Origin of the sequence: Kamptonema sp. UHCC 0994 (assembly GCF_029167235.1) — a bacterium.
Taxonomy (GTDB): Bacteria; Cyanobacteriota; Cyanobacteriia; order Cyanobacteriales; family Microcoleaceae; genus Kamptonema.
Map to the genome: position 1 here is coordinate 1 of NZ_JARFTR010000102.1, position 22622 is coordinate 22622.

Genomic DNA, 22622 nt, shown 5'->3' on the forward strand with positions numbered 1-22622 from the left:
TAATTGGTAATTGGTAATTGGTAATTGGTAATTGGTAATTGGTAATTGGTAATTGGTAATTGGTAATTGGTAATTGGTAATTGGTAATTGGTAATTGGTAATTGGTAATTGGTAATTGGTAATTGTTCCCCCTCTTTCCCTAGCCCCTAGCCCCTAGCCCCTAGCCCCTTCTTCCCTAGCTATAACAGTTTAAAGTAAAAAGTTGCTCCTCGATCGGGTGTACTTTGAGCCCAAATCGTGCCACCGTGACGGTGAATTATTCGCTGAGCGATCGCTAAACCAATGCCTGTCCCTTCAAAGCCTTCTTGAGAGTGGAGTCGCTGGAACGTTCCAAACAGTTGACTTGCATATTTCATATCAAATCCGACACCATTATCCTTGACAAAAATAGTTCCGTCTGATAGAGAACTAACAGTAATTATAGCAGGATTGCGATCGCGGCTGAATTTGATAGCATTAGCGATGAGGTTGGCAAATACCTGTTGTAATAAAGTTTCATCTGCGATCGCTCTCGGCATCTCTTTAACTTCAAATTCTATCACCCGATCTTCATCCGTAGCTATTTGGAATAAAGCCAAATTAAAAGCATTTTCAGCCAACAGCCTGAGATTAACAGGAATTTTCCTTAACTCTCGCCTTCCCAAGCGCGATAGAGTCAGCATTCCGTCAATCAAAAGCCCCATTTTATAGCTGCTATTGTGAATTAAGTCCAAATAGCGAACTGTCTTATGATCGCTGAGAGCACCAGTCAGTTCTAGCTGTCTTCTCAAAGCAGCTTCAAAACCTGAAATATGACGTAAAGGAGCGCGAAGATCGTGAGAAACTGAGTAAGAAAACGATTCTAATTCCTTATTGGCAATTTCTAATTCCTGAGTACGTTTTGATAAAGCTTGTTTTGTCTCAATTAATTCAGTAATATCGCGAGAAGTACCGATTAAACCGTAAACTTCACCATTAGGCTTCTTCAGCGGAATTTTAAAAGTATCGAAGTGGATAGTGCCGATAGGTAAAGTAATAGTTTCCTGCAAATGCAGCGTCTCTCTAGATTCAAACACTTGCCGATTTTGCCGAGCAAATTGTGATGATATTTCTGGCGGAAAGCACTCAAAAATAGTTTTTCCCTGCATCTGATGTCGATTTTCAAAACCGCTAGCCTTAGCAATGGTGTTATTAACAAAAAGTAGCTGCATATTTTCGCGCTCGACGACAAAAATGTAGTCGGGTAAAGCGTTAAGGAAAGTTTCTAATTCAACGGTACGCTGGGCAACTTGAGCTTCTAAAGTTTCGTTAAGTTCTTTAAGTTCTGCTTCTTGTCGTTTGCGATCGCTAATATCCGTAGTAGTGCAAGTAATACCAACTACGAGACCATTCGAGTCGCGCAGAGGTTCTACAGTTAGGTCATAAAAATAAGTTTTATCTGCGACTATCATCTGAACTTCTTCTCGCGTTCCAACACCAGTTTCAAGCACTCTGCGCTTAATTTTTGTTAAATCTTCAGCATCTACATGACTAATCAAATCGCTATCTTTCTTGCCTATAATCGAATCTGGACAAACTCCTAAAGCTGGATTATAAATCCAAGTGTAACGGAGTTCTAAGTCTTGATTAAAAACTACAATGGGGGAATTTTTAAGGGCCAATTGAAAGCGTGCTTCGCTCTGCCGCAGTTGTTCTTCTACTTGCTTAAGTGCAGTAATATCGCGGACAATTGCTAAAACTGATTCTACAGAATTGTCTTTAGCCAATTCCGGCACTGCTCGGCAGTCATAATATCTTTTACCTTTGGGAGTAGAGAACTGGAATTGAATAGTTTGTTGTTGACCTGTGAGGAAAACTTTTTGCAAAGTTTCATCCCACAAATTACAAATGTTGTCTGGCATACCGAGTTCTCGGTTGGTTTTACCAATGAAGGCAGAAGCTGGCATTCCAGATGTCAATTCAACTGCTTGGTTGACGTAAACGTGGCGCAATTGTTTGTCAAATCGCGCTGTAATGTCAGGGGAATTTTCAAGCAGTGTAGTGAATTCTTGCTTGTGCTGGTGCAGTTTTTCTTCTATTTGCTTGCGGTCGGTTATATCTCTGGCGAAGGAGAGAATAGAGGTTACTTTTCCATCTTCATCAAACAAAACAGAGTTGTACCATTCGCAGTAAATTACGGAGCCATCTTTGGTATAGTTACGGTTATAGTTAATGTTATGTTGTTCGCGACCTTGAAGTAAACGATCGCATAAATTGTTGACGACTTCAAAATCTTCGTCAAAGATAAACCGCAATTGATGCCAGTCTTGACCAATGATTTCTTCTGCTGTCCACCCAAAGATTGTTTCTGCTTGAGATGACCAGCGCTTTAAACTTTGGCGATCCCATTCTAAAACGGCTAGGGGTAGATTTTCTAGATGAATTTCTAATTGCGAATCAGCATATTTTAATAGTGATTCTACTCGCTGACGTTGGTTCTTAAATGAGGCTAAGCTATTGCTGATTTCCTTTGCTGCTGCTTCCTGATATTTTGCGAGTTCTGCAATCGTTTTTTCAAGCTGATCTTCTAATTTATCGCAAGCCTGTTTTAATGCCGATTCCGCCTGTTGTAATTCTACGGTATCGCTGTGCAAAAGCTCACTTTTTTCACCGGAAATTTCACACATATTTAAGGAAGGGGCTAGGGGCTAGGGGCTAGGGGCTAGGGAAGAAGGAAGAAGGGGAGATTGGGATAATTTTTCCTCAATTAGCAATTAGCCATTAGCCATTAGCCATTAGCCATTAGCAATTCTTAATTTTTTATTCCTAAATTTTAGGGCCCTGTCGCTATTGACAAGACCCGTAGGATGCGATGGATATCGCAAATTCGCCAGTGGCGAAGTTTAAATTTTTTAACAAGTGAGATAATTTTGCGAGTGTCAACACTCAACAACTAGGGTTTACAATTCCCACAGCTTTACTTTTAGGTTTCCAGCATAGTAACGTCTTCCTAGACTCTGGTTTGGCTTTACTCTTCTATTTAAGCGAGCGTTGCCACTACTGTCTATGCTTGGTTAATTTCGGCTGTTACTGGCATCTAGACCGGAGACACCTCGCCTAAAATACCGTTGAGCTATTTTTGCCTCCTTTGTGCCTCGTTGTCCCGGTGTCTATATGTTAAGTTAGCATTACTTTCTGGAATATGCAAGTCGAATTGATGAAAATTAACAGTTCTTTACATAACTCATTCTAACAATATAAATGTCAAAATAGATGTAAGTTCTACTAATGTTACATCTTTACATAGTTTATCCTTTCTGTCATGCCTTCCTCTCCTCAATTTCTGTCTGGTAGCGAAATTCGGCAAAAATTCCTTGACTTTTATGCCCAGCGGGGACATAAAATCTTGCCGAGTGCGTCTCTAGTGCCCGAAGATCCAACTGTATTGCTAACGATCGCGGGAATGTTGCCATTTAAGCCAATTTTTTTGGGACAGCGATCGCCACAGTCTCCCCGCGCAACAACATCCCAAAAGTGTATCCGTACTAACGATATCGAAAACGTCGGTCGCACGGCCAGACATCATACTTTTTTCGAGATGTTAGGAAATTTTAGTTTTGGAGACTATTTCAAGAAACAAGCGATCGCTTGGGCCTGGGAATTATGCACCGAAGTCTTCGGTTTACCTCCAGAAAATTTAGTTATCAGCGTATTTCGGGAAGATGACGAAGCATTTGACCTCTGGGCAAAAGAAATAGGTATTCCTCCTCAACGCATTCAGCGTATGGGAGAAGATGACAATTTCTGGGTATCTGGCCCAACGGGCCCCTGCGGCCCTTGTTCGGAAATTTACTATGATTTTCACCCAGAAAAAGGTGACAATATTGACCTCGAAGATGATACCAGATTTATCGAAATCTACAACCTGGTATTCATGCAGTATAACAGAGATGCCACAGGCAATCTAACTCCTCTGCAAAATCAAAATATTGACACCGGAATGGGACTGGAACGGATGGCGCAAGTGCTCCAAAAAGTACCCAACAATTACGAAACCGACCTAATTTTTCCAATTGTCAAAACTGCTGCTGAAATAGCAGGAATTGACTACACTCAAGCTGACGAAAAAACGAAAATTTCTCTGAAAGTAATTGGCGACCATATTCGCGCAGTAGTTAATATGATTGCTGACGAAATCCGGGCTTCTAATATTGGTCGTGGTTATGTGTTGCGGCGCTTAATTCGGCGTGCAGTACGTCACGGTCGGTTAATTGGAATTGAAGGTGGATTTATCACCAAAGTTGCAGAAACTGCGATCGCACTTTGCGAAGATGCCTATCCAAATGTTAGACAGCGATCGGCAGCGATTCAGACTGAATTAGAAAGAGAAGAAACTAACTTCCTCAGAACTTTGGAACGTGGCGAAAAACTCCTAGAAGAAATCATCGATCGGTTGCAGCAGCAAGGTAAAAATCAAATTGACGGGCAAGATGCTTTTACTCTTTACGATACTTACGGCTTCCCCTTAGAATTAACTCAGGAGATTGCAGAAGAACAGAGTCTTAATGTTGATGTTGAAGGCTTCAATCGGGCAATGGAGGAGCAAAAAAATCGCGGTAAAGAAGCTCACGAAACTATCGATCTAACTGTACAAGGTTCTCTAGATAAGTTAGCTGAAAATATTCACGCAACTGAGTTTGTTGGTTATAACCAATTATCTAGTAATGCTCAAGTTGAAGTTATCTTAGTGAATGGAAAATCTGTTGAGGAAGCTAGCGAAGGAAGCGAAATACAAGTTATTTTGAACCAAACACCTTTTTATGCGGAATCAGGCGGACAAATTGGCGATCGCGGTTATTTATCTGGCGATTCAATTTTGGTAAAAATTGAAGATGTTAAGAAAGAATCAGATTTCTTTGTACATTTTGGTCGCATCGAACGTGGTACGCTGAGGGTTGGTGATAGTGTGACTGAAAAAGTTGATAATAGCCGCCGCCGCCGCGTTCAAGCTAACCATAGTGCAACTCACTTGTTGCAAGCAGCTTTGAAGCAAATTGTTGATAGTTCTATTTCTCAAGCAGGTTCCCTAGTAGATTTCGATCGCCTGCGTTTTGACTTCAATTGTCCCCGTGCTATAACTTCAGAAGAGTTGCAAAGAATTGAAGACCAGATTAATAGTTGGATTGCTGAAGCTCACCTGGCTGAAATTGCTCAAATGCCGATTGCAGAAGCTAAGAAAAAAGGTGCAGTTGCCATGTTTGGGGAAAAGTACGGTGATGTAGTGCGGGTGATTGATTTTCCTGGTGTTTCGATGGAATTATGCGGGGGAACTCACGTTAGCAATACGGCAGAAATTGGGTTGTTTAAGATAGTATCGGAAACGGGTATATCCTCTGGTATTCGCCGCATTGAGGCGGTATCAGGACAAGCTGTTTTAGACTATCTGAACGTGCGAGATAAGGTTGTTAGGGATTTAGGCGATCGCTTTAAAGCTAAACCTGAAGAATTGCCGAACCGCATCGCAAATTTACAGAATGAATTGAAAGCCAATCAGAAAGAATTGGAGGCGTTAAAAGCTGAACTGGCGATTGCTAAATCTGACCAATTATTGAGCAGTGCTGAGTCAATTGGCGAGTTCAAAATCATTATTGCTGAATTAGGAAATGTCGATACAGAAGCACTAAAAACTGCCGCTGAAAGATTGCAGCAAAAATTAGGTAATGCTGCTGTAGTTTTGGCCTCTGTTCCCGAACCAGATAAGGTGAGTTTAGTAGCAGCTTTTAGTGCTGATGTCAATAAAAAAGGTTTGCAAGCTGGCAAGTTTATCGGGCAAATTGCTAAAATTTGCGTCGGCGGCGGCGGCGGGCGACCTAATTTGGCTCAAGCTGGAGGGCGGGATGCAAGTAAGCTGAAAGAAGCTTTAGAAAGCGCTCGCAATTTATTAGTTGAAGGTTTGAAGTAGCCTTTTCTGGTGGGCATTGCCCACCAGAAAAATATAAAATATAAACATAAATGGGATCGAAGAATTTTGCGATCCGAAAAAAGCTAATAAATAAGCTTTTAGGCATTTAATTCTAATAAAGTTGAACTTCATATTAAATTGATGTTACAAAAAGATTAGATAATGATGAAATCTCTGGTACTCAGGGTACTTGTAGCAATTCCCTCAACAACTGCAAGCACTTCGCCAGTCTTGGCAACAGTAATTAATGGCCCATTATTTCCAGGAATGATTTTGAGTTGTGAGAAGGTTAAACCCCCACTTAAAACAATTATATCTTCACTATCTTTAAAATCAACGATAGTATCAATTCCGGCAAATGGCGCTAACACAAACCTATCTTGTCCGCCGCCACCAATGATGATATCATTGCCTGCATCGCCACTAATAAAATCAGCTCCTTCACCACCATTGATAGTATCAATTCCTCTGCCACCATAAATAAAATCGCTGCCATTTCCACCGCTGATTGTATCATTACCTTGATTGCCTATAAGGGTGTCATTCCCGCCGCTACCAATCAAAGTATCGTCGCCACCACCTGCACTGGCAGAATTGTTCAGATTGTCCCCAACTAAATAATTAGCTTGAGACGGAGCGAGGGCGACTTGAATCTGTTGTAATAATCCCGAAAATGAAAAATCACCAGTTGTTCTCAATCTCTCTGCATTTTCTCTGGTTTTTAGTGCCTCTGATAAGTCTGGCTGGATAAAAGAAAGGGCATTTTGAAATTCTGTAAAATCTGAGTCATTGGTGTAGGTGAAACTAGGAATAATTAATTGGTCGGTAGAAACTTGCCTCTGGGAAAAACCCGCAGGTGGATTGGTTAAAAGGTTCTCGGTTTTATTTTTATTCAGAACAATTAATGGTCTAATATTGGGGTCGTTAAAATTTTGGATAAAAACTCTACCTGTCAGGTATGATTGCCCAAAAAGACTAACAATATCTCCGCTAACAATGTAGTGGTTGACTGTTTTATTAGTACCTCTTAAATTGCTCCTAAAATTATTTGCTGTCAAGGTTGATACACCAGGAGAGTTGAAGGTAAATATATTATTACCGATCGCGGAGGTAAATTCAGCCGCAGCAATTTGAGCTAAAGCACCTCCCATTGCGTGACCTATAACGTCAGCCCGTAAGCCTTTAGGATTTTTAAAAGTATCTTCAGCTATTTGTGTCAACCACCCTCTTAAAGCTTCTCTATTATTATCAATTTGTAGGTAGCCAACTCCGCGAGGATCGGAAAATGCGGCATCGTCTTCCATAAAGTCTGTGCCGCGAAATATCAAAACTGGGGATGTATCGGGGTCAGTTGAAGCAAGTCCGATCGCATGAAGACCAGTTTCTAAATCGTCGAATATTTGATCTATATAATAGCGGTTAGTTTCTAGAAAACTTTTAACTTGTTCTTCAAACTCAGGTTTATCATCCTGATACGCTATGATTTTGGCCAGAGCTTCGTAAAGGGATGGTTCCGCACTCATGTTTTTGGGCTCAGTGCTTAAGAAAAACTATGCTGTTGCGTTTCATGGCTAAGAGCGCTGAAGCGCAACAACATAAGAAATCAAGTAGTTATTAGTTGTTATTTCTTAGTTTACACCAAAGTAAGGAAATCTGCACTACCGATCGCCAAGTTATTTATAGTGTTGAGTCTGGTTTTGCTTCTGAGTCTTACTTAATGAGGGTGTTCTGAAGAAGTTTATGGGAATGGTGAAATACCTGGAAAACCAACTTGACAGGCTTACACTTTGCTCATAATCTTAAAAAGATTGATATACTAGACTGTTAAGATTGTTTGCAAAATACCAAATAATCTATTATTATCTTCAAAACACGATCTTCACGATCGCGAGTAAAAACCTACAAATTCTGTATATATGGCTTTCCTTCGTCAGTACGTCGCTCCGTTAGTCGCAGTTATCATATTTTTTGTAGCTCTCGCCGCAGTTAGTGCTCGGATTTTTTTGCCAGATGATATGGCCGCACCGGCTCCTATTGAAGAAGTCAGTCCTCAAAATCAGCACGCTCAAACACCGACATTAAATGTAGTGAGAAGTGGCGAATTGAGTGCGATCGCGAATTAATCCCTATGGTATCTGTTGAGTTAATATCTGGTTATCAATTGCGTATCGGTTCGGGACTAGATCGTGCAAAATTGGTAAAGTTTATGCACAAAACTTACCATGAACTTTACCCCGATCGAGAATTAGGTCATTTAGCTTTAACAGTTGAACAGTATTTTTCTAACAAAACTCCTCTGTGGTGGGTGGAATGGGAGCTCTTGAGCGGGGGAGCTCTTGAGCAGGGGAGCGGGGGAGCGGAGGAAGTTAAATCGAACCCAGTCTCCCAGTCTCCCAAAATAGGCTGTCTGTGGTTAGGAAATGCGATCGATCAGGTGAGTGGCGATCGCTACTCTCATATTTTTCTGCTATATGTAGATCCAGAACACCGACAACGGGGCATAGGTTCGGCTTTAGTTAAGCAAGCTGAGAATTGGGCTAGAGAAAGAGGCGATCGGCAAATTGGTTTACAAGTCTTTCTTGCTAATAAACCTGCCCTTAATCTTTATCAAAAACTCGGTTATCAAACCCACTCTTTGTCAATGCTAAAATCACTAGATTAGCCATTAGCCATTAGCCATTAGCAATTACCAATTACCCATTAGCATCTTGATGGCGCGGAATCTCATAACTGAAAAAATCATAAGCCATTTTCGTATTCGGAAAAATCGCCCGTGCTTCCTTCAACAAATCATCCAAAATAATCGAATTACCCGGAGCATAACGGGGACTAAAATGCGTCATAATTAACTGTTTAACGCCTGCACCTAAAGCAACTTGAGCCGCCATCGTCGAAGTCGAATGCAACCTATCAAAAGCCATTTGTGCATCTTGATGGGAAAAAGTGGCTTCGTGAACTAAAACATCAGCATCCCGTGCCAATTCTACGGCTTCCTCGCAATAAACAGTATCAGTACAATATACAAAAGTCCGCCCTTTTTGCGCCGGGCCGCAGAAATCAGCGCCGTTAAATTTTCTTCCATCTGGCAAAGTAATAGTCTTTCCGTCTTTTAACTTACCGTACAGCGGCCCGAAGGGAATTTCTAAAGCTTTCGCCTTTTCTACATCAAAATGTCCCTGCCGATCTTTTTCCGTAACTCGGTAGCCAAAAGCAGTAACGCGGTGCTTCAAATAGCCGCAACTAACAATATATTCTGGATCTTCAAAAATCACCCCTGGATGATTTTTGTGAACCTTCATCGGGTAAGAAAAATGAGTTTGAGAATAGCGAACGCAAGCTTGTAAATATTCCTCTAATCCTGACGGGCCATAAAGGTCAATTCGTTTAACATTACCCGCTAAACCACAGCTTGCCAATAAACCCATTAAGCCGAAAATATGGTCGCCGTGTAGATGAGTGATAAAAATTCGACTGAGTTGGCTAACCTTGAGATCCGAACGGAGAAACTGGTGCTGAGTTCCTTCGCCACAGTCAAATAGCCAAAGTTCCGCCCGCTGGGGCAGGCGGAGAGCGATACTAGAAACATTGCGCGATCGCGTCGGTACGCCAGAGCTAGTTCCAAGAAAAGTAATCTGCAAAACTTAAATTACCTCAATCAAATTACACAAAATATGTTAAATATATCCAGAGTGCAGTTAGTACCCTTGCCTCAATTCTACTAACTTCCTTCCTAATTGTTCCTTCGTGCTTCTTCCTTTTGACATGAAATCAGGACTCTTCTTGACTCCCTTCGTTTTAGCAGTAGGAAAACGCCACTGGTGGGTAGCGCTGCTGTTGTGGCTGGCAACGATCGCCCCAGCACAAGCATCGCTAATCTTGCGCGTCGCCGTTTCCGAGGCGGCGAGTCAGGTGAAAATTGGCAGTTCCACCAAAGCTCTAGTCCGTGATGCTAGCGGTCAAACCTTGGGAGAATTACCTGCTATGAACGGGTTTGCGGCCCAACCTAAGTCTGGGAAAGTCGCGCTATCTCGATGGGCGGCGGGTCAAATGTGGATCGAACCGACGGGGAACGGGTATGTTTGGATTGGCGATCGCTGGTATCGCGGACGCACGCTACTGATTCCTCAAAAGGGAGGCTTGACTGCCGTTAACTACGTCGATCTCGAACAGTATCTCTACAGCGTCCTCGGTGCGGAAATGAGCGGCAATTGGCCTCAAGAGGCCTTGAAAGCCCAAGCCGTTGCCGCGCGTTCCTACGCCCTCAATAAGCGCTCAGAAAGCCAAACTGACATTTACGATTTAGAAGACACCCAAGCATCCCAGGTTTATAAAGGTTTAGAAACTGAATCTTCCGGCACTTATGCCGCAGTTGATGCCACTGCTGGTCAAGTTTTGACCTACGGCGGCCAAATTATTTTAGCTGTATTCCACTCCTCCTCTGGCGGCCACACCGAGAACGTCGAAGACGTTTGGACGCAACCATTGCCTTACCTGCGGGGAGTTCCCGACTTTGACCAAGGAGCACCCGTTTACGAGTGGACGCAAACTTTTTCTCGCTCTGAATTGAGTGCCAAGATTTCTGGAGTTGGTAATATTGTCTCCATCATGCCCCAGCGAACCACTGCTTTTGGCAGCATTATTACTATGAAAGTAGTAGGGGATAAGGGGTCAAAAGTAGTCAGCGGCGCAACTTTACGGGAAACATTGGGATTAAGAAGTACCCGTTTTACAGTCACTCCCCAGTATGGCAGTGTAGCAGCCACGACCAAATCAGAACAGCCCCCAACTGCTTTTCAAGTTAAGGGTAAAGGTTTCGGTCATGCAGTGGGAATGAGTCAATGGGGGGCGCACAATATGGCGCAAAAGGGATATAATTACCAGCAAATTTTGTTGCACTATTACCAAGGTGCTACTCTAGCTAGAATTGAAGTGAAGTAACAGTTAACGGTTAACTGTTAACTGTTAATGGTTAACCGTTAACTAATTAAGGATACCATGCAAAAGTGGGAGTATCTATTTCTGGAAGCAAGTCCTTATCCGTTTGGGGATAGGTTGATTAACTTGTATGTCAATGGTCAAGAGTTGCGAGATTGGAAAGAAGGTTCGCTACATCTATTTGTAAATCAATTGGGAGACGAGGGTTGGGAACTCGTCGATCTACACCACGATCCAAAATATGACCATAATTATTTGATTTTTAAGCGGCCTAAAGTTGTGAAGAAAACTAGCAGGGCAAAACCTTCTAGTAAAGCGAAAGATTCCTAAAATTGCTAACAGTTAACTGTAAGAATGTAGGTTGAGGTGCGAACGAACCAAAACCCAACTCTCTAAATTTACAGGAGTCAGGAATCACCATCAATTCTTCTAAAACATTATTCCCATGCGGTCAGAAAACCATCAAAAAGCTTTACTCCAAAAGCAATCCCACAGAAAAACATCAAGGGATTTGAAACTTGTACCCAATTGGTTGCAGCGATCGATCGGTAGGGCTCCGATTCGATGGAAAATTAGTCTGGGTTATATAGTGGTGCTTAGTATTGCTGTTTTGGGAACGACTACTGGACAGCTAGTTGGAAACTTCTCTACCAGAAAAGCCTGGGATAAACTCAACATTGAACAAGACGAGACACAGCTTTTAAGCGAACTGAAAATTGCTGTAGTCGAAACTCAATCCCATCAACAAAAGCTAGTAATTCTGATGGCATATCCAGAATTATTTAACGAGGAAAAGAAGGAATACTTCAATCACAAAACACAAATTAATCATCTTTTTTCGCATTTAAAAATTTTCGTAGAGCAGAATTTCAACAAAGACGACACAGGACTGGTAGATTTGAATCAATTTTTGCAGACTTATGATGCAACTCAAACAGCCTATAGTCAACAACTAGATCGACTGCTACAAGGAATTGATCCGAAACGCTTGTCACCAGAAAAAGTTACAGCCTCACAGCAGTTACTTTGGAAATTTACCAAAAGCCAGTCGGCGATACAGTTTAACCAACTTTCAGAAGATTTAACTAAACTTGTTAAGCTTGCCGAGGAAGGACAGGATCGAGCAGAAATTGGTATGGAGCAAGCGCGGGAAATTCTTAAGCAAATAAGCGCTGCCAGTTTGTTACTTTCGGTAATTTGCGCCACTATTTTTGCATTATATATCAGTCGGATGATTTCTAAACCTATAGAAGCATTGACTCAAATCGCTGAAGAAGCAACTAAGGAATCTAATTTTAGTCTCCAAGCTGCTGTTACTACTGAAGATGAAGTAGGAGGATTAACGATTTCTTTCAATAGTCTAATTCAATCGGTAAAAGAGCATATAGAAGCACTAGAAATCTCCAATCAAAACTTGGAAAAGCGCGTCGAAGAAAGGACTGAAGAACTTACAGAGAAAAATCAGGAATTGCAGTCAGCTTATAATCAACTCGCAGAGGTATTACATAATCTTCAGCAGACTCAAGCCCAGCTAATTCAAGCTGAAAAAATGTCTAGTTTAGGTCAAATGGTAGCAGGTATTGCTCACGAAATTAATAATCCGGTCAGTTTTATTTACAGCAATCTAGAACACGCTAGTAACTACGCTCAGGAGTTACTACGATTAGTGGAATTGTACCAAAATCAGTACCCTAATCCTAGCGGTGCTATTCAAGCTAAAACTGAGGCAATTGACCTGGATTTTCTAGCGGAAGATTTTTCTAAACTTATACATTCGATGAAAAATGGCGCTGACAGAATTCGACAAATTGTTCTGTCTTTGCGTAACTTTTCTAGGTTGGATGAATCGCAGCTAAAATTTGCCAATATTCACGAAGGAATTGACAGTACCTTGGTAATTGTCAATCAGCGGTTGGAGCCAAGGATTACAGTGATTAAAGAATATGGAGATTTGCCTTTAGTAAAGTGTTATCCTGCGCTCCTGAATCAGGTGTTTATGAATATAATCGAAAATGCGATCGCGGCGATTGAAGAACGAAAATGTAATAGTCAAGACTCAAGCTATGCGACTCCGCAACCTACCATCTGGATTTATACGGAAATAATAGATAGCGAGCTGGTGAGAATACGAATTAAAGATAACGGTAAGGGGATATCGCCAGAGTTAAAAGATAAAATATTTGACCCTTTTTTTACAACGAAAGATGTAGGCAAAGGAACAGGTTTAGGACTAACTGTTTGTTATCAAGCGATTGAAAAGCATAAGGGTAATATCGAGGTTTTTTCGGAACTGGGAGAGGGAACGGAGTTTTGGATAACGCTGCCAATTAAACCGTCTAATAGTTAACGGTTAACTGTTAACCGTTAACTGTTAACCGTTAACTATCTGATTGATTTAATCGCCGCTGCCATTCTGCATCTAATTTCGCTGATTGTTCTGACTCCTGTTCGATCAAATTAGTCTCAGTTGTGTAAGCCAAATTCTGACCAGAAATCACATTTTCGGCGGCAAACTGACGGGCATAATTAAGCTTCTGCTTTAAAGTAGAATTGGGTTTATTCAAAATAGCCGCCCGTTGTTGCCGCTCTTGATTTCGAGCTTCTATTTGGCTATTTCGCCATTTAATCCAGAAGTAGCGAATTAAAGGTATTGTTAAAAAAGCCGCGCCATAGACTAGCAGAATTGGGTAAATAGCTTGGACAAAGATAATCAATCCACCTAGCTTAGCAACTATAGGGCTACTAGCTAATAGCTGGCCTAAAATTAATGCACCGCCTAAATTCGCTATTCCTAACCCTGATGCCAGCAGAATTTGACCAGAACTAGCTTCACTGAATCGCCAGAGTAATTCTCGCAAATATGATGCCACTGGTTGAGGATGATTCTGAGCTGCTGTAGTTTGTAATTCTGGGAAGTGATAGACTATTTCCCCTTCGGGACTGACCTCTGGGCGACCGTCAAATCGAGCCAAAGCAGGCAACATATATTCTTCATATTCTACAGCATATCCTTTACCAAATTGGTCAAGATAAGGTGCAATTTGTTCAGCAGCAATTGCCCCTTGGTTGTTGCGAATCACAGTTGCGATCGCCTGCCAGCGATGTTCATCTAAGTTATAATTAGGATTGCCGTCTCCAAAGATAAAAGAGAAAACAGATTCCAGAAAATTCATCTGGTTTTCTTCTCCCGCAGCTTGGCGTGTCCGGCGATAATAAGGGTCTGAATTCCAGTAAAAGAACCACAACCAATCATTAGACCAAAAATAAGGCATAGCTCCAAATCCGCCGCCTTCTCTGTCACCAGAATTATTGTTATCACTGGAGTTGAGGGCGCTGAGGAGGAGCGTAATAGAAACAAAAATTAGAATCAGGGAAGCGATCAATAATAAACCAAAAGAAATGCGAATTAAATAAAATAAAATCCGCCAAACTTTTTGCCACCATTCCTGTACCTGTAACCGGAAAAATTTGTTGCGTAAAATATCGCGAAAATTTTGGGGGAAAGAGTAAGCAATTTCCCCTGATTCTGCAACTTGTAAATTGCCGCCAGCATCCGAGGCAAGGGCTAATAGTTCTCTTCGAGCGAAATTGACATCTAATCCAGCTTTGGCCGCTACGTCGCCAACGGTAACGCGGTAGCCCAGTTGCTCGACGGCTTGCATAATGTTGGGATTCGGAGCCATGCGTTTCTCTCTATAAAAGTTTCGGGATAATTTCATTATAAAATTATTAGTTGAAATAATCAGGGCAGCCGAGGTAGAACCAACCGAAATGACACGACAGCCTCACGACCAATTTGCCAAACAATATTTAGAAGAGCTCCTCACACCATTCGGAACCGTAGAGATCAGTCGCGAAGTACCCGGAGAAGTCCGTCAAATCGATCTCTGGTTTGCCCCCGCCCCCGATCGCGCTGCCGATCGCCAAAGGTTAGGATTACTAGGTCAACTTACCTTAAATCCTTGCCTGCTCGAACCTTTCCGCAATCAACCCAGCAAAACAGAAATACGCAACTGCATCCTCAAGCTATTTTCCCTGCAAGCTCAATTGCAGAGGCGATCGCGACGGGAAGACGATGCCCTACCGGAAACAGAACTTCCGCACTTGTGGATTTTGACTACCTCCGCTTCCGCCGCCTTGGTGGACAGTTTTGGAGCTAAAATAGATCCCAACAATTGGCCTCAAGGCGTGTACTTGACAGCCGAAGCCTTCAAAACCGGGATCGTGGCCATTAACCAACTGCCGCTAACACCCGAAACTCTATGGCTGAGAATTCTAGGAAGAGGCGCAACTCAAGAGCAAGCAATCAACGAACTGATCTCACTGCCTCAAGGAAACCCCTTACGCAGCAACGTTCTAGAACTGCTATATGTCTGGCGTATCAACTTAGAAAGCAAGGAGAATTTAACTCAACAGGAGCAGGAGTTAATCATGCAATTATCACCAGCTTATCTGCAATGGCGCGAAGATACCTTACGGGAAGGAATGCAGCAAGGAATGCAGCAAGGAATGCAGCAAGGAATGCAGCAAGGAATCCGGGCTGAACGCCGCGCTACTATAGAGAATCTCCTCAGAGTCAGATTTGGCTCCTTAGATGAGGAACTTTCGGCTGTAATTGAGCCCATGCTTGAGTTATCGCCAGAAGAGTTTACCCAACTGCTGCTTCAAACCTCCCGTGACGAATTGTTAGCCCGGTTTAGAAATAACCAAAATTGAGATGAAATACAAAACTTTAGCCGCGATCGCAGTCTTAGCATCTCTATTGCTAACAACACAAGCAAAAGCCGCAGACCCCAACCACTACAGAAGGTTAATCGACACCAGAGAATGTCCCGGATGTGACCTCCGAGGGATATCCTTAGCAGGAATTGACCTCAGCCGTACCAACCTCATAGGTGCAGACCTCCGGGGTGCCAATCTTAGAAGAGCTTACCTAGAAAATGCCGACCTACTAGGCGCTGACCTTCGGGGAGCTATCCTAGAGGGAGCTTCCTTAGTCAAAGCCGATCTCAGCGCCGCAGACCTAGCAGGTGCAAACTTTTACGGTGCGAACCTCCAAAATGCACGCTTGGCCTACGCCGCTCCCGGCCGCTTAGAAGCTCATAACTTCGATCGCCGCAAACCCAACCACGCCAACTTGCAAAATGCCGACTTGCGTTATGCCAACTTACAGGGTGCTGACTTACGGGGAGCAAATCTTTATAAAACCAATCTAACTACTACCAACCTCAGCGGGGCAAACCTTTTATATGCAAATCTCCAGCAAGCTGATTTGAGAGGAACCAATCTTCAAGGAGCTTATTTGGTCAGAAGCCACCTACAGAGAGCCAATCTCAGCGGTGCAGACTTAAGCGAGGCCGATCTGGGTGGCGCTTATTTGACAGAAGCTAACCTCACCAGAGCCAATCTGATTGGTGCTCGGCTGAATTTAATTGACTTGGACAAACCCAGTTGCATTAATATCTGCGAAGTTTATCCTACGCAATTACAAGGAGCAATCCTGTCTCAAGCCAGCTTAATCGGTGCAGATTTAACCGGGGCAAATTTGTCGGGTGCAGACTTGCGTGGAGCTGACCTGCGGAGTGCTAATCTCAATGGAGCGATACTCACAAATGCAGATCTGAGTTTTGCTGCTTTAGCAGGTACAAGCTTAAGCGGTACGGATCTTAAGGGAGCCACTCTGACAAATGGCCAGAGACAGTTTTAGGAGGGTTCGTTCTCTATAGGAGACCCACTCTCGACCTTAAATTATATCATGTCCGGTTAAATACTTGTCATTTTAAATACTTGTCATTGCGAGCCAAGCGAAGCAATCTGAGGTACGAAGCAAGCCCGAAGCAATCGCCTAGTCTCTGCGATTGCTTCGCTTCGCTCGCAATGACAGATCGTAAGTAATTTGCCGGACATGATATTAAGGGTTTGGAATTGCTTCGCTTGGCTCGCTTTTGACAAAAATGGTAGTATAGCAACTGCCAAGCTGGTTAGGACATTCTAAATTACTGAAACTCCCTTATTCTATTCCCTTCTTTCCCTAACCCCTAGCCCCTAGCCCCTAGTCCCTATTGAAGAAAGGTAAACTGTAAGAATTGTCTCCTTTTCAGGAACTTCCTCCCCCCAAAATTATTCAAAACTACAGAGCCTATCAGCGATCCGCTCTATTTTACCTGCACCTAAATAACCGCCATGAACACTTTACTTAACAACCCTCAACTTCGCCTAAGCCGGATGCTATCACAATCTCTGATCGTAGGAGCCATTTCCGCAGCGGGTTTGCTGACAGGAGTAGTTCCCGGTTTGTATGGACAATCCCCAACCCTAGTTTTCGGTTCGGCCGCCCAAGCTCAAGAGATATCCAATGAGGAGATCGCTAACTATGCCCGTGCTGTCTTGGCAATTGAACCTAGACGGCTGGAAGCTGTAAAAGAAATTAAGGGTATGGTGGGTTCAGTTCCCCCAGTTGTTTGCAACGAAACCAGAAGTATTAACAGACTCCGGGGCGATGTTCGGGGAGTAGCGGTGAATTACTGCGATTTCGCCAGAAAAATTATAGAAACTAATGGTTTAACAGTTCCTCGGTTTAATGCAATCACCCTGAGCCAGCAAGCCGATCCTGCTCTGAAACAAAGAATTCAAGCTGAGTTGCTACGCCTGCAACAACAAAACAATAATTAGTAGACCATCGGGAACAGGGCATTATTCTAATTATGCCTATCCCCCATTTTTTGTTCTACCTTTGCCGTTGTGATTAATAAGGGTATGCAATATTTAATCCACAGAAATATGATTCATGTCTAATTAATCATCCCCATCAACGTACATTCCCAGACTAATCGAGACTGAACATAACCTAGTAAATATTGTCGCGCTTTTTCTAAAATTTGAACTGGAGATTTTCTAATTTCACCTGACAAAAATTGCCGCCAATAACAATGTTGCAAATAATCTACTAACCATAATTGAGCTTCTGAATCCAAAGTTTTATCAATTTCCCTTGCTAATTCCAAAGCTTCCCGAATATTATCAGGTCGCCGCTGCACCTTCCGCAGCAAATTTTCAGGAATATCGCTAAGTTGCTGCCAAATTTCTATGGCTTCGCCGGGACTTCCCTGAGCCATTGCCATTACTTCTGGATGCGATACAATCTCCTGATTTCCAGTTTTCTGTAATACCTGCTGCATGGCATTTTTATCTAACCGATAAAATGGTATTCTTTGACACCGTGAGACGAGAGTTGGCAATAAAGATTCAAAGCCAGGTGCAATTAAAATTAGCGTCGCTCTTCCTGGTTCTTCTAAGGTTTTAAGTAATCCATTTGCCGCACTTTCTGCCATTGTTTCTGCTTGTTCTAATACTACTACAGATTGTGATGCTTCTAGGGGTGGGCGACCGAGAAATTGTCCAATTTCCCGAATTTGTTCTAAGCGAATTTGCGGCGGTGCTTTTCGTTTCAATCCTGCGGATTCTGCTTCCTTTGCTGATAATCTTTTTCCTTGATGTAGATAAGTTGGTTCTATCCATAGCAAATCTGGGTGATTGCGTTCTTGTATGCGTTTTTGAAGAGTAGCGATTGCTTTTGCCTCTGTCAACTTTACAGAGAATAAAAGCTCAATAAAACACTGAGCTGCTAAACTCCTTCCTACGCCGCGAGCACCAGCAAATAAATAACCAGGAGCGATTCTATTTTTAGCAACTGCTTGGGTTAGCAATTCTACTGCTTGATTTTGGCTAATAACTGGTGAAAAATAATTCATAATAGTAGTTAGTAGTTAGTAATTAGTAGTTAGTAGTTAGTAGTTAGTAGTTAGTAGTTAGTAGTTAGTTGTCATTGCGAACGAAGTGAAGCAATCGCAAAGTCTGTAAGTCCCTAGACATATACTCTGTGTTATCCTTAGCCAATTTAAGTACAATTCCGATGTCAAATTAACTTTTATCAACCCTAGAATTGAACTCAAGCTATTGCGATTGCTTCGCTACGCTCGCAATGACAATCACCAACAACTAACAACTAACAACCAACAACTAACTACTAACAATTATATCCCCAATCTTTTAACTTACGAGTTAAAATATGCTGAATTTTCTCTGCAACTTCCTCCTCATTGCGATTAGCATCTACCTGGAAAATGCGATCGCGATTTCCAGTAGCTAACTTTGCAAACCCTTGCTGTACTCGCCGATGAAATTCTAAATCAGCTTGTTCAATACGATCGCTCACTCCCCGACGCTTCACTCTAGCCAAACCCACCTCCACATCAAGATCCAGCCACAAAGTTAAATCGCTTTGTAACCCACCTGTCGCAATCTCATTGAGTTGATTAATTAAACTCAAACTGAGACCACGACCGTATCCTTGATAAGCTACAGTCGAATCAGTAAAGCGATCGCACAACACTATCGATCCCTTAGCTAACTCAGGTTTGAGCACAGCCTCGACGTGCTGAGCCCGATCCGCCGCATATAAAAGCAATTCGGCGCGATCGCAGATATTCTCACCCTCTGACTCCAATAACAACCGTCGTAACCCTTTCCCCAAATCCGTACCTCCTGGTTCGCGAGTCACCACAATTTGTGGAACTTTGCAATTGTTCTCCTTTGACAACAACCAAAGACGCGATCGCTCGATTTGCGTTGTTTTTCCGCTCCCTTCAACCCCCTCAAATACAATTAATTTACCCCTCATTTTCCTGTCCTCATGCCCCAATAAATTGTTACTGCTCTGTAGTTGTCTGTCTTCCTTCGGTATGATAGGAAGGTTTGATGCCTCACGCCTGGAGTTTCCTATGGCTCGCTATACTGGTTTTTTTATCGTTGCAGTTCCAATTGAACGCCTCCGGCAATTAGTAATCGAGATTTTAATCTCTTGCGACCTTGATATTATCTACGATAGTGGAGACTATCTGATGGCACGCGAACTACCTGGTCAAGTTTCTATTCCTAAACTCGTCACAGCGGAAGTTCTCATCGAAAAAAGCTCAAGTTCTCAATCAGAAGTCCGCATGGATTTAGTAATAAAAAATGAGGAATTGCCGCTAAAATCTAACAATCATTGTCGTCAAATGTTTGAGCTAGTGAGTGAGTTAATCATTAATAACCGCCATTGGCAACTCCTTGAAAGTATGGGACTTTAGAGAATTAAGAATTAAGAATTAAAAATTAAAGATTTCCTTTTTAATTTTTAATTACTTTCTGGCGTAGTAGCAAAGAGTTTGTCACCACACTTACGGAACTAAAAGCCATAAAAGCACCGGCGGCGGCGGGACTAAGTGCAAATCCTAAACTTGGTAATAAAATGCCGGCGGCAACTGGAATGCCTAAAGTATTATAAGCAAAAGCCCAAAACAAATTCTGGCGAATTTTGTTGAAAGTAGCGCGACTGAGATGAATGGACTCAACAACATCCCCTAAGACATTTCGCATTAGGATAATTTGAGCAGTTTCTACCGCCGCGTCTGTACCGGCTTGCATCCCAATACCAACATCTGCTTGAGCCAAAGCGGGGGCATCATTAATACCGTCTCCCACCATTGCGACTCGATGACCTTGAGCTTGTAAAGTTGCGATCGCATCTGCCTTGCCTTGGGGTCTGATTTCCGCGAGAATATCATCAGGTTTGATATCTAATTGTTGCGCGATCGCGAAAGCAACATCTCGCCGATCGCCCGTCAGCAGCATTACCCTCAATCCCATACTTCGCAACTTCTCTATAGTTGTTTTAGCATCAGGTCTGAGAGTGTCGCTAACAGCAATTACCCCCACGAAAACGCCTGCTACAGCCACATAAACCAAAGTTTTGCCTTCGAGAGAGGGGAGCAAAGGTATCTCTGTCAGCACGCCATATTGCCTCAACCAGTCGGCATTACCTGCCAATACGCGATCGCCTTCTACCAAAGCCGAAACTCCTAAACCCGGTTGCGTGTAGAAATCCTCAGCCAAAAGCAGAGATAAACCTTGCTGTCTAGCTTCCTGCAAAATCGCCTCAGCCAAAGGATGAGAAGTACCACTTTCTACCGTAGCCGCAATTTGTAGCAACCATTGAGCATCAGAAATCGGCAATTCTTCATTTTTCCCCCCTTCCTCCTTCCCTCTTCCTTCTTCCTTTTTCCTTCTTCCTTCTTCCTTCGCTATACAATCAGTTACTTTCGGACTACCTGTAGTCAGAGTTCCAGTTTTGTCAAAAATAATAGTATCGAGTTGGTGTACCCGTTCCAAAACATCGCCACCTTTAATCAATAAACCTCTTTCTGCGCCGATGCCAGAACCAACTAAAATAGCAGTAGGGGTAGCTAGTCCTAAAGCGCAAGGACAAGCGATCGCTAAAACTGCGATCGCCAACTTTAAACTTAATAACGCTGGCGACAGCGGGCCCTCAATCATATTCATCCCCGCATGGTTCATACTAATTGCCGTAGGTTCTAAAAGTACCTGGGGCCAGATATGAGTCCCTGCGAAATACCAAAATAGGAAAGTTAGGGTAGCGATCGTCATCACGCTATAGCAAAAATAGCCAGCTACAGTATCAGCTAAATATTGAATCGGCGCTTTGCGAGTTTGGGCAGTTTCTACTAAATCCACAATTTGGGCTAAAGTTGTCTCTTTACCAGTACGAGTTGCCCGCATCACGATCGCCCCAGATTGATTCAAAGTCCCCGCTGCAACTGCATCTCCCGTCTGCTTGAAAACGGGTACAGACTCACCAGTAAGCATCGACTCATCTACTGTTGTAGTACCCCTACAAACTTCGCCGTCTACGGGAATTTTTTCCCCCGGTAAAACCCGCAACCATTCTCCTACACGCACGCGATCGGCTGGAATTTCAACAGTTAGAAGGGTAAGGGGTAATTGGGAATTTTCCTCTGAATCCTTGCTTTCTTGAGGTTTGGCAACTAAACTGGCCGTTGTCGGTTGTAGGGCAATTAAAGCTTGAAGGGCTGATGCTGCACGTCTTTTGGCTTGTTGTTCGAGTGTTTTTCCCAATAAAATAAAGCCTAAAAGCATTACTGGTTCGTCAAAGAAACATTCCCATCCCATCTGCGGAAATAAGAGTGCGGCGATGCTTGCACTGTAGGCTGTAAAAGCACCTAAGCCTACGAGAGTGTTCATGTTGGGCGAATTTCGCCATAGTCCACGCCACCCATCAATTAAGATAGCGCGTCCGGGGAATAGTAGGGCCGCCGTAGCTAGGCCGCAATGGAACCAGATATTGCTGAAAAATGGGGTTTCTGTTCCTACTAGATGGCCTAAGCCGGATAGTAGGATCAGGGTAAGTGCGATCGCCAACTGCCAAATTTGCTGTCTAATTTCTTGGCGGCGACGTTCAACTACAGCAGCGAATTGTTCTTGCTGATTGTCAGCATAGCGCGGCTGAGTTGGAAATCCCGTATCTGTCAATTTTTTAGCAATGGCAACTGCATCGACTACACCCACTTTGCCTTCAATTGCGGCCACTTCAGTTGCGAGGTTAACGCGGGCGGAAATTACGCCCGGTTGCTGTTTTAACTGTCTTTCTACAGCAGCTACGCAACCTGCACATTTCATACCTCCAACATCAAGAGTAATTATTTCTGGCGGTGTGGCATCTGCGATGATTTCTCGGGAAGTTTGCATGAGATTTTCTCTAAGCTTTTTTAGATTTATGAACTGCTAAGGATATAAAGTTTGTAACGCCGCCGTCCCGGCGGTCAAAGATAACAAGGCTGTAAAGTTTGTAACGCCGCCGTCCCGGCGGTCAAAGATAACAAGGCTGTAAAGTTTGTAACGCCGCCGTCCC

17 protein-coding genes and 1 pseudogene are annotated in these 22622 nt (G+C 42.9%); 10 read left to right on the forward strand and 8 right to left on the reverse strand.

Going from position 1 to position 22622, the window contains the following annotated elements; all coding sequences use genetic code 11:
- Both PY364_RS28830 and PY364_RS10170 read right to left on the reverse strand, forming a co-directional pair.
- Positions 1-109, reverse strand: a pseudogene (locus PY364_RS28830) (single-stranded DNA-binding protein); the annotation flags it as partial.
- Between the two features lie 70 nt (positions 110-179).
- The gene (locus tag PY364_RS10170; RefSeq protein WP_275522248.1) at positions 180-2645 is read right to left on the reverse strand and encodes a PAS domain-containing protein; all 2466 of its coding nucleotides are present in this window, start codon (positions 2643-2645) and stop codon (positions 180-182) included.
- Between the two features lie 635 nt (positions 2646-3280).
- On the opposite strand from PY364_RS10170, the gene alaS reads away from it, so the two are divergent.
- Entirely contained in the window at positions 3281-5920 is a 2640-nt protein-coding gene (gene alaS / locus PY364_RS10175) for an alanine--tRNA ligase (protein ID WP_275522249.1), read from the forward strand.
- Positions 5921-6075: 155 nt separating this feature from the next.
- On the opposite strand, the gene PY364_RS10180 is transcribed toward alaS, so the two are convergent.
- Positions 6076-7443 carry a calcium-binding protein gene (locus PY364_RS10180; protein WP_275522250.1) on the reverse strand — a complete coding sequence of 456 codons (1368 nt, stop codon included), beginning with the start codon at positions 7441-7443 and terminating at the stop codon, positions 6076-6078.
- A gap of 393 nt (positions 7444-7836) precedes the next feature.
- On the opposite strand from PY364_RS10180, the gene PY364_RS10185 reads away from it, so the two are divergent.
- Both PY364_RS10185 and PY364_RS10190 read left to right on the forward strand, forming a co-directional pair.
- Positions 7837-8043 carry a hypothetical protein gene (locus PY364_RS10185; RefSeq protein WP_275522251.1) on the forward strand — a complete coding sequence of 69 codons (207 nt, stop codon included), beginning with the start codon at positions 7837-7839 and terminating at the stop codon, positions 8041-8043.
- Positions 8044-8048: 5 nt separating this feature from the next.
- Entirely contained in the window at positions 8049-8582 is a 534-nt protein-coding gene (locus PY364_RS10190; protein WP_275522252.1) for a GNAT family N-acetyltransferase, read from the forward strand.
- 31 nt (positions 8583-8613) lie between these two features.
- Here the strand turns inward: PY364_RS10190 and PY364_RS10195 are convergent, their stop codons facing one another.
- A complete protein-coding gene (locus PY364_RS10195; RefSeq protein WP_275522253.1) occupies positions 8614-9558 on the reverse strand; it encodes a ribonuclease Z in 945 nt (314 codons plus the stop codon).
- A gap of 124 nt (positions 9559-9682) precedes the next feature.
- Between PY364_RS10195 and PY364_RS10200 the strand changes: the two genes are divergently transcribed.
- The 3 genes from PY364_RS10200 (at position 9683) to PY364_RS10210 (ending at position 13202) form a co-directional block, all read left to right on the forward strand.
- A complete protein-coding gene (locus PY364_RS10200) occupies positions 9683-10858 on the forward strand; it encodes a SpoIID/LytB domain-containing protein (RefSeq protein WP_275522254.1) in 1176 nt (391 codons plus the stop codon).
- Between the two features lie 57 nt (positions 10859-10915).
- Complete coding sequence (locus PY364_RS10205; protein ID WP_275522255.1) at positions 10916-11185, forward strand: hypothetical protein; 270 nt, start codon at positions 10916-10918, stop codon at positions 11183-11185.
- Between the two features lie 115 nt (positions 11186-11300).
- Positions 11301-13202 (forward strand): ATP-binding protein, encoded by a 1902-nt coding sequence (locus PY364_RS10210; RefSeq protein ID WP_275522256.1) that lies wholly within the window; start codon positions 11301-11303, stop codon positions 13200-13202.
- Between the two features lie 31 nt (positions 13203-13233).
- On the opposite strand, the gene PY364_RS10215 is transcribed toward PY364_RS10210, so the two are convergent.
- Entirely contained in the window at positions 13234-14538 is a 1305-nt protein-coding gene (locus PY364_RS10215) for a hypothetical protein (RefSeq protein WP_275522264.1), read from the reverse strand.
- Positions 14539-14626: 88 nt separating this feature from the next.
- Here PY364_RS10215 and PY364_RS10220 point away from each other — a divergent pair, with 88 nt between their 5' ends.
- The 3 genes from PY364_RS10220 (at position 14627) to PY364_RS10230 (ending at position 17527) form a co-directional block, all read left to right on the forward strand.
- Positions 14627-15571, forward strand: a complete 945-nt coding sequence (locus tag PY364_RS10220; RefSeq protein ID WP_275522257.1) for a hypothetical protein — start codon at positions 14627-14629, stop codon at positions 15569-15571.
- Position 15572: 1 nt separating this feature from the next.
- Positions 15573-16562 (forward strand): pentapeptide repeat-containing protein, encoded by a 990-nt coding sequence (locus PY364_RS10225; RefSeq protein WP_275522258.1) that lies wholly within the window; start codon positions 15573-15575, stop codon positions 16560-16562.
- 476 nt (positions 16563-17038) lie between these two features.
- Positions 17039-17527 carry a DUF4168 domain-containing protein gene (locus tag PY364_RS10230; RefSeq protein WP_275522259.1) on the forward strand — a complete coding sequence of 163 codons (489 nt, stop codon included), beginning with the start codon at positions 17039-17041 and terminating at the stop codon, positions 17525-17527.
- 119 nt (positions 17528-17646) lie between these two features.
- Here PY364_RS10230 and PY364_RS10235 read toward each other — a convergent pair whose 3' ends face one another.
- The gene (locus PY364_RS10235; RefSeq protein ID WP_275522260.1) at positions 17647-18606 is read right to left on the reverse strand and encodes a DNA polymerase III subunit delta'; all 960 of its coding nucleotides are present in this window, start codon (positions 18604-18606) and stop codon (positions 17647-17649) included.
- Positions 18607-18881: 275 nt separating this feature from the next.
- Positions 18882-19535 carry a dTMP kinase gene (gene tmk / locus PY364_RS10240; RefSeq protein WP_275522261.1) on the reverse strand — a complete coding sequence of 218 codons (654 nt, stop codon included), beginning with the start codon at positions 19533-19535 and terminating at the stop codon, positions 18882-18884.
- Between the two features lie 100 nt (positions 19536-19635).
- On the opposite strand from tmk, the gene PY364_RS10245 reads away from it, so the two are divergent.
- Positions 19636-19983: a hypothetical protein gene (locus PY364_RS10245; RefSeq protein WP_275522262.1), complete on the forward strand. Its 348-nt coding sequence runs from the start codon at positions 19636-19638 to the stop codon at positions 19981-19983.
- Positions 19984-20023: 40 nt separating this feature from the next.
- Here the strand turns inward: PY364_RS10245 and PY364_RS10250 are convergent, their stop codons facing one another.
- Entirely contained in the window at positions 20024-22459 is a 2436-nt protein-coding gene (locus PY364_RS10250) for a heavy metal translocating P-type ATPase (protein ID WP_275522263.1), read from the reverse strand.
- Positions 22460-22622 lie beyond the last annotated feature (163 nt).